Source organism: Enterobacter sp. E12, assembly GCF_014596715.2.
GTDB lineage: Bacteria > Pseudomonadota > Gammaproteobacteria > Enterobacterales > Enterobacteriaceae > Enterobacter > Enterobacter bugandensis.
This window is the reverse complement of record NZ_CP115601.1, coordinates 3,610,480-3,625,130: the sequence shown is the minus strand read 5'-3', so window position 1 is coordinate 3,625,130 and position 14,651 is coordinate 3,610,480. Positions and strand designations below refer to the sequence as shown.

The 14,651-nt window shown below is 53.1% G+C and carries 8 protein-coding genes, 1 tRNA gene and 3 rRNA genes; 9 read left to right on the top strand and 3 right to left on the bottom strand.

The genetic code is table 11. The annotated features are described in order from the left end of the window. Window positions 1–170: 170 nt before the first annotated feature. Window positions 171–908 (bottom strand): outer membrane protein assembly factor BamD, encoded by a 738-nt coding sequence (gene bamD, locus IB212_RS17285; RefSeq protein WP_023308867.1) that lies wholly within the window; start codon window positions 906–908, stop codon window positions 171–173. Window positions 909–1,039: 131 nt separating this feature from the next. Between bamD and rluD the strand changes: the two genes are divergently transcribed. From rluD to IB212_RS17240, 9 genes are all read left to right on the top strand, one after another. Continuing rightward, window positions 1,040–2,020 carry a 23S rRNA pseudouridine(1911/1915/1917) synthase RluD gene (gene rluD / locus IB212_RS17280; protein WP_028014116.1) on the top strand — a complete coding sequence of 327 codons (981 nt, stop codon included), beginning with the start codon at window positions 1,040–1,042 and terminating at the stop codon, window positions 2,018–2,020. Beyond that, window positions 2,017–2,748: a purine nucleoside phosphorylase YfiH gene (gene yfiH, locus IB212_RS17275; RefSeq protein ID WP_041908642.1), complete on the top strand. Its 732-nt coding sequence runs from the start codon at window positions 2,017–2,019 to the stop codon at window positions 2,746–2,748. Before rluD ends, yfiH begins: the two co-directional genes overlap by 4 nt. Window positions 2,749–2,877: 129 nt before the next feature. Beyond that, complete coding sequence (clpB, locus tag IB212_RS17270; RefSeq protein ID WP_188245857.1) at window positions 2,878–5,451, top strand: ATP-dependent chaperone ClpB; 2,574 nt, start codon at window positions 2,878–2,880, stop codon at window positions 5,449–5,451. 426 nt (window positions 5,452–5,877) lie between these two features. Then, window positions 5,878–7,417: ribosomal RNA gene (locus tag IB212_RS17265) — 16S ribosomal RNA — on the top strand. Window positions 7,418–7,502: 85 nt separating this feature from the next. Beyond that, window positions 7,503–7,578 (top strand) — tRNA-Glu (locus IB212_RS17260). 184 nt (window positions 7,579–7,762) lie between these two features. Next, window positions 7,763–10,666, top strand: a 23S ribosomal RNA gene (locus tag IB212_RS17255). A gap of 66 nt (window positions 10,667–10,732) precedes the next feature. After that, a 5S ribosomal RNA gene (gene rrf, locus IB212_RS17250) occupies window positions 10,733–10,848 on the top strand. The 16S, 23S and 5S rRNA genes sit together here with 1 tRNA gene alongside, the layout of an rRNA operon. A 127-nt stretch (window positions 10,849–10,975) precedes the next feature. Next, entirely contained in the window at window positions 10,976–11,428 is a 453-nt protein-coding gene (locus IB212_RS17245; protein WP_045260159.1) for a DUF4385 domain-containing protein, read from the top strand. Between the two features lie 151 nt (window positions 11,429–11,579). After that, complete coding sequence (locus IB212_RS17240; protein ID WP_045630972.1) at window positions 11,580–12,887, top strand: MFS transporter; 1,308 nt, start codon at window positions 11,580–11,582, stop codon at window positions 12,885–12,887. On the opposite strand, the gene IB212_RS17235 is transcribed toward IB212_RS17240, so the two are convergent. Both IB212_RS17235 and pssA read right to left on the bottom strand, forming a co-directional pair. Next, window positions 12,884–13,207, bottom strand: a complete 324-nt coding sequence (locus tag IB212_RS17235) for a YfiM family lipoprotein (RefSeq protein ID WP_041908650.1) — start codon at window positions 13,205–13,207, stop codon at window positions 12,884–12,886. The two genes, IB212_RS17240 and IB212_RS17235, sit on opposite strands and share 4 nt — an antisense overlap. Window positions 13,208–13,252: 45 nt before the next feature. Then, entirely contained in the window at window positions 13,253–14,608 is a 1,356-nt protein-coding gene (gene pssA / locus IB212_RS17230; RefSeq protein WP_023331103.1) for a CDP-diacylglycerol--serine O-phosphatidyltransferase, read from the bottom strand. Window positions 14,609–14,651: the final 43 nt, after the last annotated feature.

Here is a 14,651-nt window from a genome sequence, read left to right as displayed (position 1 = left end):
AGTGAATCTTTTTTGTGAGGCAGGGCAGGAAGAGATGAGATTTACCTTGTGGAAGGTACGAATTGCGGTCATAGTTGACGGGATGTGTTGAGGCTAAAGCGCTTCAGCGGATGTCTGAATTGAATAAAGAAACGGCAGCCTTCGGGCTGCCGTTTTGCATTGAAGCGATATCACGTGTTGCTGCTGTTCGCGGCGATGATTTTCGCCACTTTTTCAGCCTGAGCGGTCATCTGCATCTGACGGTAAGCATTTTCCATCAGCTTCAGGCCGTCGCGCGTTGCCTGAGTATCCGGGTAATCACGCAGCATACCTTCTACGCGGTTAACCACGGCAACCCATGCGCCACGGCGGGTATAGTATTCCGCAACGGAGTACTCATATTTCGCCAGACGATCTTTCAGGAACACCAGACGTTTGGTCGCGTCGGTGACGTACTGACTGTTCGGATAGCCGCGCACCAGCTTGGAGAAGTCATTGAAGGCGTCGCGCGCATGCTGCGGGTCACGGTCGGAGCGATCTACGCCGAAGAAGCCCTGCAGGGCGCTGTCGTCCAGCGCCATGTTGGTCAGGCCGCGCATGTACATGACGTAGTCGATGTTAGGATGAGTCGGGTTCAGACGCATGAAACGATCGATAGTTGCCTGAGCCAGCGGCAGATCGGCATTTTTGTAGTAGGCGTAGATAAGATCTAACTGTACCTGCTGCGAATACGGACCAAATGGATAGCGATTATCCAACGCTTCCAGTTGCGTTATCGCCTGTTTCCAGTTACCGTCCTGCAACTTTTGTTGTGCAGTCGCATAGATTTCATTCGGCGGATTGTCAGGGACCTGTTCATTCGAACCGGAGCAGCCCACCAAAGCCAGGCTCAACGTGGCCGCTGCCACCAGATATTTCATGCGCGTCATGACGTTTTGACTTTCCTCAAATGTTTGTCCGGGAGAAACTCTGTTCCTGCTCCCGATTAAGACCAGCTACAATAGCACACTATATTAAACGGCAAAGCCGTAAAACCCAACGTTAAACAAAGAAGCAGTTTATGGCACAACGAGTAGAACTCACCGCAACAGTCTCCGAAAATCAGCTCGGTCAACGCTTAGATCAGGCTTTGGCCGAATTGTTCCCTGATTATTCGCGTTCACGCATAAAAGAATGGATCCTTGACCAGCGCGTGCTGGTAAACGGCAAGATCTGGGACAAACCAAAAGAGAAAGTGTTTGGTGGGGAAGCTGTTGCCATCAATGCTGAAATCGAAGAGGAAATCCGCTTCGAGCCGCAGGATATCCCACTGGACATCGTCTATGAAGATGATGACATTCTGGTGATCAACAAGCCGCGCGACCTGGTTGTTCATCCGGGCGCAGGGAATCCAGACGGTACGGTACTTAACGCACTTCTTCATTATTATCCGCCGATTGCGGATGTCCCACGTGCAGGTATCGTTCACCGTCTGGATAAAGACACCACCGGCCTGATGGTGGTGGCGAAGACCGTTCCCGCTCAAACCCGTCTGGTGGAATCGCTGCAGTTGCGTGAGATTACTCGCGAATATGAAGCGGTGGCGATTGGACACATGACCGCTGGCGGCACGGTAGAAGAGCCGATCAGCCGTCACCCGACGAAACGTACCCATATGTCGGTGCATCCGATGGGTAAACCGGCGGTGACGCACTATCGCATTATGGAGCACTTCCGTATTCATACCCGCCTGCGCCTGCGCCTGGAAACCGGTCGTACTCACCAGATCCGCGTACACATGGCGCACATTACCCATCCGCTGGTGGGGGATCAGGTGTACGGCGGTCGTCCGCGTCCGCCAAAAGGCGCGTCAGATGAGTTCATCAGCGTACTGCGTAAATTCGATCGTCAGGCGCTGCACGCGACCATGCTGCGTCTTTATCACCCGATCAGTGGTATCCAGATGGAATGGCATGCGCCTATCCCGCAGGATATGGTGGAACTCATTGATGCCATGCGTGCTGATTTCGAAGAACATAAGGATCAAGTGGACTGGTTATGACCAAACTGATTGTCCCGGAGTGGCCGCTGCCTGCAGGCGTGGCCGCCTGTAGTTCGACCCGTATTGGCGGCGTGAGCCAGGGCGCGTGGGAGTCTTTAAACCTCGGCGCGCACTGCGGCGACAGCCTGGAACACGTTGAAGAGAACCGCACGCGTCTGTTTGCTGCGGGAAATCTGCCGTCGAAGCCGGTTTGGCTGGAGCAGGTTCACGGCAAAGCGGTACTGAAGCTGACGGGAGAACCTTACGCTTCCAAACGCGCCGATGCTTCTTACAGTAATACGCCGGGCACGGTTTGTGCCGTAATGACCGCCGATTGTCTGCCGGTTCTGTTTTGTAACCGTGCCGGTACGGAGGTAGCAGCAGCGCACGCGGGCTGGCGTGGCTTATGCGAGGGCGTGCTGGAAGAGACCGTCGCCTGCTTCAATGATGATCCCGCCAATATCATGGCCTGGCTAGGTCCGGCGATTGGCCCTCGTGCTTTTGAAGTGGGGCCGGAGGTTCGCGAAGCATTCATGGAAAAAGATCCGCAAGCCATTGAGGCCTTCCTGCCTGCCGGGGAAAAATATCTGGCGGATATTTACCAGCTTGCCCGCCAGCGTCTGAATAATATTGGCGTAACGCAGATCTTCGGCGGCGATCGCTGTACGTTCACCGAAAAGGGTGATTTTTTCTCCTATCGCCGCGACAAGACGACGGGTCGTATGGCAAGTTTCATTTGGCTGATATAACCTAAAGAATCAAGACGATCCGGCACGTGCCGTTTTCTTTTCACATAATTCAGGTCATTAACCTTGAATAATTGAGGGATGACCTCATTTAATCTCCAGTAGCAAATTTGACCTGTTATGGGAGGAGTTATGCGTCTGGATCGTCTTACTAATAAATTCCAGCTTGCTCTCGCCGATGCCCAGTCCCTTGCACTGGGGCACGACAACCAATTCATCGAACCTCTTCATTTAATGAGCGCCTTGCTGAATCAGGAAGGGGGATCGGTACGTCCTTTATTAACGTCTGCTGGCATTAATGCTGGCCAGTTACGCACCGCTATCGATCAGGCGCTGAGCCGTTTACCGCAGGTAGAAGGTACCGGCGGCGACGTTCAACCGTCGCAGGATCTGGTGCGCGTGCTGAACCTTTGCGACAAGCTGGCGCAAAAACGTGGGGACAACTTTATTTCGTCGGAGCTCTTTGTTCTGGCGGCGCTTGAATCACGCGGTACCTTGACCGACCTGCTGAAATCTGCCGGTGCAACCACCGCCAATGTGACTCAGGCGATTGAGAAAATGCGCGGAGGTGAAAGCGTGAACGATCAGGGAGCCGAAGACCAACGTCAGGCTTTGAAGAAATTTACGGTCAATCTGACCGAACGTGCCGAGCAGGGCAAACTTGACCCGGTTATCGGCCGTGACGAAGAGATCCGCCGTACGATTCAGGTACTGCAGCGTCGTACCAAAAACAACCCGGTACTGATTGGTGAGCCGGGGGTCGGTAAAACCGCCATCGTTGAAGGGCTTGCGCAGCGTATCGTAAACGGTGAAGTGCCGGAAGGGTTGAAAGGCCGCCGCGTACTGGCGCTGGATATGGGCGCGCTGGTGGCCGGGGCGAAATACCGCGGTGAGTTTGAAGAGCGTTTGAAAGGCGTGCTTAACGACCTGGCGAAACAGGAAGGCAACGTCATTCTGTTTATCGACGAACTGCACACCATGGTGGGGGCTGGTAAGGCTGACGGCGCGATGGATGCCGGGAACATGCTGAAACCTGCGCTGGCGCGTGGTGAACTTCACTGCGTTGGTGCCACTACGCTTGATGAGTATCGTCAGTACATTGAGAAAGATGCCGCTCTGGAACGTCGCTTCCAGAAAGTGTTTGTTGCTGAGCCAAGCGTTGAAGATACCATCGCGATCCTGCGTGGTCTGAAAGAGCGTTATGAACTGCACCACCATGTGCAAATTACTGACCCGGCCATCGTTGCGGCGGCGACGCTTTCGCATCGGTATATCGCCGATCGTCAGTTGCCTGATAAAGCAATCGACCTGATCGATGAAGCGGCGTCGAGCATTCGTATGCAGATTGACTCGAAGCCGGAAGAACTGGACCGACTCGACCGCCGCATCATTCAGCTCAAGCTGGAACAGCAGGCGCTGAAAAAAGAGTCTGATGAAGCCAGTAAGAAACGCCTGGATATGCTCAATGAAGAGCTGGACGATAAAGAGCGCCAGTATTCTGAGCTGGAAGAAGAGTGGAAAGCCGAGAAGGCCTCCCTCTCTGGCACGCAGACCATTAAAGCTGAACTCGAACAGGCCAAAATTGCCATTGAGCAGGCTCGCCGTGTGGGTGACCTGGCACGTATGTCTGAACTGCAGTACGGCAAAATCCCTGAGCTGGAGAAACAGCTTGAGATCGCCACGCAGTCTGAAGGAAAAACCATGCGTCTGTTACGTAATAAAGTGACGGATGCCGAAATTGCCGAAGTGCTCGCTCGCTGGACCGGTATTCCGGTGGCGCGCATGATGGAAAGCGAACGCGATAAGCTGCTGCGTATGGAGCAGGATCTGCATCAGCGGGTGATTGGTCAGGACGAGGCGGTTGAAGCGGTCTCCAACGCTATTCGCCGTAGCCGTGCTGGGCTTTCCGATCCAAATCGCCCGATCGGTTCGTTCCTGTTCCTGGGGCCGACCGGTGTCGGTAAAACCGAACTGTGTAAAGCGCTGGCAAACTTTATGTTCGACAGCGACGATGCGATGGTGCGTATCGACATGTCCGAGTTCATGGAGAAACACTCCGTCTCGCGTCTGGTCGGTGCGCCTCCGGGATATGTGGGTTATGAAGAGGGCGGCTACCTGACCGAAGCGGTGCGCCGGCGTCCTTATTCCGTCATCCTGCTGGATGAGGTGGAAAAAGCGCATCCGGATGTGTTCAACATCCTGCTTCAGGTGCTGGATGATGGTCGTCTGACAGACGGGCAGGGGAGAACGGTCGATTTCCGTAATACGGTCGTCATCATGACCTCGAACCTGGGTTCCGATTTGATTCAGGAACGTTTCGGTGAGCTGGACTACAGCCATATGAAGGATCTGGTGCTCGGTGTGGTGAGCCATAACTTCCGTCCGGAGTTCATTAACCGTATTGACGAAGTGGTTGTATTCCATCCTCTGGGTGAGAAACACATTGCGTCGATTGCGCAGATCCAGCTGCAGCGTCTGTACAAACGTCTGGAAGAGCGTGGATATGAAATTCACATCTCCGACGATGCGCTGAAGCTGCTGAGCGAGAATGGTTACGATCCGGTTTATGGTGCGCGTCCACTGAAACGTGCTATTCAGCAGCAGATCGAAAACCCGCTGGCGCAGCAGATCCTCTCCGGAGAACTGATTCCGGGCAAAGTTATCCGTCTGGAAGCCAACGACGATCGTATTGTGGCAGTGCAGTAAGTCACAAAATGCAAAAACGAGCCGCTTGCGGCTCGTTTTTGTTTAAAAACCAGGCGAAAATTGAGGTCTGGGATGCGTTTTGCCTGGAAAGTGAGCAGTCAGTAAATAATTTTCACTTTATCCTTGCAGCTTCGGAATTACTCCCTATAATGCGCCTCCACTGATACGGAACAACGGCACACACGCCGCCGGGTCAGCAGAGAAAAGCGAAACAAATGCTTGACTCTGAAGCGGGAAAGCGTAATATGCACACCCCGCGCCGCAGCGAAAACGAAGCGGCACTGCTCTTTAACAATTTATCAGACAATCTGTGTGGGCACTCAAAGTGACATGGATTCTTAATGTCTTCGGACAATAAATGAATACCAAGTCTCTGAGTGAACATACGTGATTCATTACGAAGTTTAATTCACGAGCATCAAACTTAAATTGAAGAGTTTGATCATGGCTCAGATTGAACGCTGGCGGCAGGCCTAACACATGCAAGTCGAACGGTAGCACAGAGAGCTTGCTCTCGGGTGACGAGTGGCGGACGGGTGAGTAATGTCTGGGAAACTGCCTGATGGAGGGGGATAACTACTGGAAACGGTAGCTAATACCGCATAACGTCGCAAGACCAAAGAGGGGGACCTTCGGGCCTCTTGCCATCAGATGTGCCCAGATGGGATTAGCTAGTAGGTGGGGTAACGGCTCACCTAGGCGACGATCCCTAGCTGGTCTGAGAGGATGACCAGCCACACTGGAACTGAGACACGGTCCAGACTCCTACGGGAGGCAGCAGTGGGGAATATTGCACAATGGGCGCAAGCCTGATGCAGCCATGCCGCGTGTATGAAGAAGGCCTTCGGGTTGTAAAGTACTTTCAGCGGGGAGGAAGGCGGTGAGGTTAATAACCTCATCGATTGACGTTACCCGCAGAAGAAGCACCGGCTAACTCCGTGCCAGCAGCCGCGGTAATACGGAGGGTGCAAGCGTTAATCGGAATTACTGGGCGTAAAGCGCACGCAGGCGGTCTGTCAAGTCGGATGTGAAATCCCCGGGCTCAACCTGGGAACTGCATTCGAAACTGGCAGGCTAGAGTCTTGTAGAGGGGGGTAGAATTCCAGGTGTAGCGGTGAAATGCGTAGAGATCTGGAGGAATACCGGTGGCGAAGGCGGCCCCCTGGACAAAGACTGACGCTCAGGTGCGAAAGCGTGGGGAGCAAACAGGATTAGATACCCTGGTAGTCCACGCCGTAAACGATGTCGACTTGGAGGTTGTGCCCTTGAGGCGTGGCTTCCGGAGCTAACGCGTTAAGTCGACCGCCTGGGGAGTACGGCCGCAAGGTTAAAACTCAAATGAATTGACGGGGGCCCGCACAAGCGGTGGAGCATGTGGTTTAATTCGATGCAACGCGAAGAACCTTACCTACTCTTGACATCCAGAGAACTTAGCAGAGATGCTTTGGTGCCTTCGGGAACTCTGAGACAGGTGCTGCATGGCTGTCGTCAGCTCGTGTTGTGAAATGTTGGGTTAAGTCCCGCAACGAGCGCAACCCTTATCCTTTGTTGCCAGCGGTTAGGCCGGGAACTCAAAGGAGACTGCCAGTGATAAACTGGAGGAAGGTGGGGATGACGTCAAGTCATCATGGCCCTTACGAGTAGGGCTACACACGTGCTACAATGGCGCATACAAAGAGAAGCGACCTCGCGAGAGCAAGCGGACCTCATAAAGTGCGTCGTAGTCCGGATTGGAGTCTGCAACTCGACTCCATGAAGTCGGAATCGCTAGTAATCGTGGATCAGAATGCCACGGTGAATACGTTCCCGGGCCTTGTACACACCGCCCGTCACACCATGGGAGTGGGTTGCAAAAGAAGTAGGTAGCTTAACCTTCGGGAGGGCGCTTACCACTTTGTGATTCATGACTGGGGTGAAGTCGTAACAAGGTAACCGTAGGGGAACCTGCGGTTGGATCACCTCCTTACCTTAAAGAACCTGCCTTTGCAGTGCTCACACAGATTGTCTGATGAAAAGTAAACAGCAAGGCGTCTTGCGATTGAGACTTCAGTGTCCCCTTCGTCTAGAGGCCCAGGACACCGCCCTTTCACGGCGGTAACAGGGGTTCGAATCCCCTAGGGGACGCCACTTGCTGGTTCGTGAGTGAAAGTCACCTGCCGTCATATCTCAAAACTGACTTGCGAGTCATGTTTGAGATATTTGCTCTTTAAAAATCTGGATCAAGCTGAAAATTGAAACGACACATCTTAAATGGTGTGTTCGAGTCTCTCAAATTTTCGCAATCATGAAGTGAAACATCTTCGGGTTGTGAGGTTAAGCGACTAAGCGTACACGGTGGATGCCCTGGCAGTCAGAGGCGATGAAGGACGTGCTAATCTGCGAAAAGCGACGGCGAGGTGATATGAACCTTTGACCCGTCGATGTCCGAATGGGGAAACCCAGTGTGATCCGTCACACTATCGTTAACTGAATACATAGGTTAACGAGGCGAACCGGGGGAACTGAAACATCTAAGTACCCCGAGGAAAAGAAATCAACCGAGATTCCCCCAGTAGCGGCGAGCGAACGGGGAGCAGCCCGGAGTCTGAATCAGCTTGTGTGTTAGTGGAAGCGTCTGGAAAGTCGCACGGTACAGGGTGACAGTCCCGTACACGAAAATGCACAGGTTGTGAACTCGAAGAGTAGGGCGGGACACGTGGTATCCTGTCTGAATATGGGGGGACCATCCTCCAAGGCTAAATACTCCTGACTGACCGATAGTGAACCAGTACCGTGAGGGAAAGGCGAAAAGAACCCCGGCGAGGGGAGTGAAAAAGAACCTGAAACCGTGTACGTACAAGCAGTGGGAGCACCTTCGTGGTGTGACTGCGTACCTTTTGTATAATGGGTCAGCGACTTATATTCTGTAGCAAGGTTAACCGTATAGGGGAGCCGCAGGGAAACCGAGTCTTAACTGGGCGTTAAGTTGCAGGGTATAGACCCGAAACCCGGTGATCTAGCCATGGGCAGGTTGAAGGTTGGGTAACACTAACTGGAGGACCGAACCGACTAATGTTGAAAAATTAGCGGATGACCTGTGGCTGGGGGTGAAAGGCCAATCAAACCGGGAGATAGCTGGTTCTCCCCGAAAGCTATTTAGGTAGCGCCTCGTGAACTCATCTTCGGGGGTAGAGCACTGTTTCGGCTAGGGGGCCATCCCGGCTTACCAACCCGATGCAAACTACGAATACCGAAGAATGTTATCACGGGAGACACACGGCGGGTGCTAACGTCCGTCGTGAAGAGGGAAACAACCCAGACCGCCAGCTAAGGTCCCAAAGTCATGGTTAAGTGGGAAACGATGTGGGAAGGCACAGACAGCCAGGATGTTGGCTTAGAAGCAGCCATCATTTAAAGAAAGCGTAATAGCTCACTGGTCGAGTCGGCCTGCGCGGAAGATGTAACGGGGCTAAACCATGCACCGAAGCTGCGGCAGCGACACTATGTGTTGTTGGGTAGGGGAGCGTTCTGTAAGCCGTTGAAGGTGTGCTGTGAGGCATGCTGGAGGTATCAGAAGTGCGAATGCTGACATAAGTAACGATAAAGCGGGTGAAAAGCCCGCTCGCCGGAAGACCAAGGGTTCCTGTCCAACGTTAATCGGGGCAGGGTGAGTCGACCCCTAAGGCGAGGCCGAAAGGCGTAGTCGATGGGAAACAGGTTAATATTCCTGTACTTGGTGTTACTGCGAAGGGGGGACGGAGAAGGCTATGTCAGCCGGGCGACGGTTGTCCCGGTTTAAGCGTGTAGGTGTGTGTTCCAGGCAAATCCGGTTCACTTTAACACTGAGGCGTGATGACGAGGCACTACGGTGCTGAAGTGATAAATGCCCTGCTTCCAGGAAAAGCCTCTAAGCATCAGGTAACACGAAATCGTACCCCAAACCGACACAGGTGGTCAGGTAGAGAATACCAAGGCGCTTGAGAGAACTCGGGTGAAGGAACTAGGCAAAATGGTGCCGTAACTTCGGGAGAAGGCACGCTGATATGTAGGTGAAGTCCCTGCGGACGGAGCTGAAATCAGTCGAAGATACCAGCTGGCTGCAACTGTTTATTAAAAACACAGCACTGTGCAAACACGAAAGTGGACGTATACGGTGTGACGCCTGCCCGGTGCCGGAAGGTTAATTGATGGGGTTAGCGGCAACGCGAAGCTCTTGATCGAAGCCCCGGTAAACGGCGGCCGTAACTATAACGGTCCTAAGGTAGCGAAATTCCTTGTCGGGTAAGTTCCGACCTGCACGAATGGCGTAATGATGGCCAGGCTGTCTCCACCCGAGACTCAGTGAAATTGAACTCGCTGTGAAGATGCAGTGTACCCGCGGCAAGACGGAAAGACCCCGTGAACCTTTACTATAGCTTGACACTGAACACTGGTCCTTGATGTGTAGGATAGGTGGGAGGCTTTGAAGCGTGGACGCCAGTCTGCGTGGAGCCGTCCTTGAAATACCACCCTTTAATGGCTGGTGTTCTAACGTGGACCCGTGATCCGGGTTGCGGACAGTGTCTGGTGGGTAGTTTGACTGGGGCGGTCTCCTCCCAAAGAGTAACGGAGGAGCACGAAGGTTAGCTAATCCTGGTCGGACATCAGGAGGTTAGTGCAATGGCATAAGCTAGCTTGACTGCGAGAGTGACGGCTCGAGCAGGTGCGAAAGCAGGTCATAGTGATCCGGTGGTTCTGAATGGAAGGGCCATCGCTCAACGGATAAAAGGTACTCCGGGGATAACAGGCTGATACCGCCCAAGAGTTCATATCGACGGCGGTGTTTGGCACCTCGATGTCGGCTCATCACATCCTGGGGCTGAAGTAGGTCCCAAGGGTATGGCTGTTCGCCATTTAAAGTGGTACGCGAGCTGGGTTTAGAACGTCGTGAGACAGTTCGGTCCCTATCTGCCGTGGGCGCTGGAGAATTGAGGGGGGCTGCTCCTAGTACGAGAGGACCGGAGTGGACGCATCACTGGTGTTCGGGTTGTCATGCCAATGGCACTGCCCGGTAGCTAAATGCGGAAGAGATAAGTGCTGAAAGCATCTAAGCACGAAACTTGCCCCGAGATGAGTTCTCCCTGAGACTTTAAGTCTCCTGAAGGAACGTTGAAGACGACGACGTTGATAGGCCGGGTGTGTAAGCGCAGCGATGCGTTGAGCTAACCGGTACTAATGAACCGTGAGGCTTAACCTTACAACGCCGAAGGTGTTTTGGCGGTGAGAGACAGATTTTCAGCCTGATACAGATTAACAGAATTTGCCTGGCGGCTTTAGCGCGGTGGTCCCACCTGACCCCATGCCGAACTCAGAAGTGAAACGCCGTAGCGCCGATGGTAGTGTGGGGTCTCCCCATGTGAGAGTAGGGAACTGCCAGGCATCAATTAAGAAGAACCCCGTACCGTAAGGTGCGGGGTTTTTTGCTTTGTGCGCCGGAAAATACCGGGTGGCGGCACCGCCTGACCGTGCCTACAATTGTTAAAACGATTTTAACAATGGTGCCGCTTTGACACGTCCCTTTAATTACCAACAAGATTTTGCCAACATTAATTTCCGTGACCATGCAGAGCTGTATCAGGTGGGGCGGGGAGAGCAGGGTGTGCTCATGGTGGAACCTTACAAAAGCGAGATCCTTCCGCACTGGCGATACAAAGATGCTGAAGTTGCAGCGCGATCGGCAAAAGAAATTTACGCCCTGTTTGAAGAATATCGTCAGCAAAACGACTTTGTGGGTATGGATATGGCGCGTAAATTCATTCAGATGGGCTATACGCGCGCCAGACGATACGCCAACCATAAAGGCGGTAAAAAGTACGATGAGAAGCGCCAGGTCAAACCGCTGGATTGCGATCCAGTAAAAGCCGAAGCCGCCGCGGTCTTCAAAAAGTGGTGGGATAAAATTCGTGCAGATGAAGATTATTTGCAGCGAAAAAAGGCGCATCAGCAGAAGTGGGGATAATTACTACGTCCGCTAATAATTCGATACCTGATCGAGTTCACAAAACGCAATGAAACATATTAGAAACATTTTATTTACCTAACGATTCGTTTTAAATCCGGTTTTACTGTTTGTGGGCAATGACCCGCAATGTGAGACAGGGGATTTTAAAATGACAGAAACCGTAGCCAGTGCAGATACGGATAACACCAATTTGGCAGGTAAGGATACCCGTCGTCGGGTTTGGGCAATCGTTGGGGCCTCCTCGGGGAACCTCGTAGAGTGGTTTGACTTTTACGTCTATTCATTCTGTTCACTCTACTTTGCGCATATCTTTTTCCCGTCCGGGAATACCACCACTCAGCTTCTGCAAACCGCAGGCGTTTTTGCCGCCGGGTTCCTGATGCGCCCTATCGGTGGATGGCTGTTCGGCAGGATCGCAGACAGAAAAGGGCGCAAGACCTCAATGCTCATCTCCGTATGCATGATGTGCGTCGGCTCGCTGGTGATTGCCTGCCTGCCCGGATATGACACTATCGGAACATGGGCACCCGCGTTGCTGCTGCTGGCACGTCTGTTCCAGGGGCTGTCGGTCGGTGGGGAATACGGCACCAGTGCGACATACATGAGCGAAGTGGCGGTTGAAGGCCGAAAAGGTTTCTATGCATCATTCCAGTATGTGACCCTCATTGGCGGACAGCTGCTGGCGTTACTGGTTGTGGTGATCCTGCAACAAATCCTTAGCGATGAAGATTTGCACGCCTGGGGCTGGCGCATCCCGTTTGCTATGGGCGCTGCCCTGGCGGTTGTCGCCCTGTGGCTACGCCGTCAGCTTGATGAAACCTCTCAACAGGAGGTCAGGGCGCTGAAAGAGGCGGGCTCGATGAAGGGGCTCTGGCGAAACCGCAAAGCATTTTTGATGGTGTTAGGTTTTACCGCCGCGGGCTCGCTAAGTTTCTATACCTTTACCACCTACATGCAAAAATATCTGGTTAACACCACGGGCATGCATGCAAAAGTTGCGAGCGTCGTCATGACGGTGGCGTTACTCGTCTTTATGCTTATCCAGCCGATTGTCGGCGCGCTGTCGGACAAAATAGGTCGCCGCACCTCCATGCTGATCTTTGGCGGCATGCTCACCCTGGGTACCGTTCCGCTTTTGACTGCGCTACAGCAGACAACGTCGCCGTATGCCGCTTTCGCGCTGATCATGGTGGCACTCATTATTATCAGTTTTTACACGGCAATCAGCGGCATTTTGAAAGCGGAAATGTTTCCCGCACAGGTGAGGGCGCTGGGTGTTGGCCTCTCTTATGCGGTCGCGAATGCCCTGTTTGGCGGTTCGGCGGAGTATGTCGCGCTATCGCTTAAGTCATGGGGCAGTGAAACGACCTTCTTCTGGTATGTCACCGTAATGGGAGCGCTGGCGTTTATTGTCTCGCTGATGCTGCATCGCAAAGGAAAAGGTATCCGCCTTTAATAATGTGCCATCTGCCAGACGGCGTAGCCGGTTGTTGCGCCGGCTACGTCCCAGGCGAAATCTTTCCAGCTCCAGCCGCTCCCTGAGGGGCGGCTATCCCATAGTTCTTTTGATGCCCCAAGGCCCACTGAGAACATCAACCCTATCGCCGCGCTACGGTCCCGGCTGTATCCCTGATGCTGCGCGTACTCATTACCGGCTGCAGACAGCATAGCGGAAGCGAGGAAGTGTTGTGCTTTGTCCTGACCGGACCAGCTATCATTGGCCATATGACTGCAGCCAGTCAGAAAGAAAGCGCTCAGTAACAGAGGAATACGCATCAACGGGCTCCATAAAAAAGCCCTGCGGGTAACAGGGCCTGGACATTACAGAATTCGGCTGATAAGTCGGTCAATACGGATACGACGCAAGCGGCGAATCAGCTTGCGAACTTTCACCGGATAATCGGCAATGCTCTGCAGCTCGCGGTAATGATTAACCACCGTGGTGTGCGTGCGAATCAACTCCAGTTCACGCTCACGCTGTGCGGCTAACTCATGCTGCGGGTCATGGATCAGGATCGCGTTTTCCAGATCCAGTCTCCACGCGCGCGGGTTCAGGTTGTTACCGGTCAGCAGCATCCACTCATCGTCGACCCACATACCTTTCAGATGGTAACTGTTGTCTTCATCTTTCCACAGACGCACAACCAGCTGGTCAGTGTTTACGTAATACTGTAAACGGCTCAGGAAGCGGCGCAGGTTAATTTCATAAAGATAAGGCAGCGCACCGATGATTTTGAACGGCTGATCTTCAGGTATGAAGAAGTCGTTCGCCGTTTTATCCCCAACGATAATTTCCACTTTTTTACCATCGCGCAGCAGCTGAATGATATTACGCACCAGCACGGCAGGAAGGTTAAAGTACGGCGTGCAGATGGTGAGCTTTTGCTCCGCGCACGGCATCAGATGGAAGATCGTTTTATTCAGCAGGCTTGATTTGCCAAGCCCAACCAGCGGAGTAACGGATAACTCTTCGTTGTTTGCGTCGCCCTGAAAATGGTAAACAGCATCGCGGAGCTCCTGGCGGAAGGCGCGAACATCGTTTTTGATTTCCGGGCTCTTAGGGCGCTCGGGATCGTCAAGGCGATTAACGCCACGGCCATGTACCAGGTTTTTATCAACCCAGTTAAACATGATATCGGCCATCTGAGGATTACGGATCAGATGGTAGCGGTCATAGCGATATTTATCGAGCTGATGAAGATAGACATCATTGAGGCTTGCGCCGCTGTAAAGCACGCTGTCATCGATGATGAATCCTTTAAAATGAAGGACGCCGAGCGCTTCGCGGGTATTCACCGGGACGCCATAAACAGGTACATCGACGCCAGGATTTTCCTGCGCCGTGCGGCAATACCAGTCTGCATTGGTGTTTGAAGCGGCCGCGCCAATACGGCCACGCTGGGCGCGATGCCAGTCAACCAGCACGCGAACATCCAGCTCCGGACGCTGACGCTTGGCTTCATAGAGCGCGTTCAGGATCGCACGCCCGCCTTCATCTTGTTCAAGATACAGGGCCACAATGCAAATGCGTCGCGTGGCACTGGCAATCTTTTCCAGAAGCGTCTCCCGAAAATGAGCGGGAGCGTAAAAGAACTCTACATCATCAACTGACTGAGAAATCTTCGGTAGTTGAGCAAGGTGTTGTTGATGTTTATTACGCTTAAATTTTGACAACATCACAGTGCGTTTCTTCTCTGTTCATTGAAGGGTTGTCTGTACC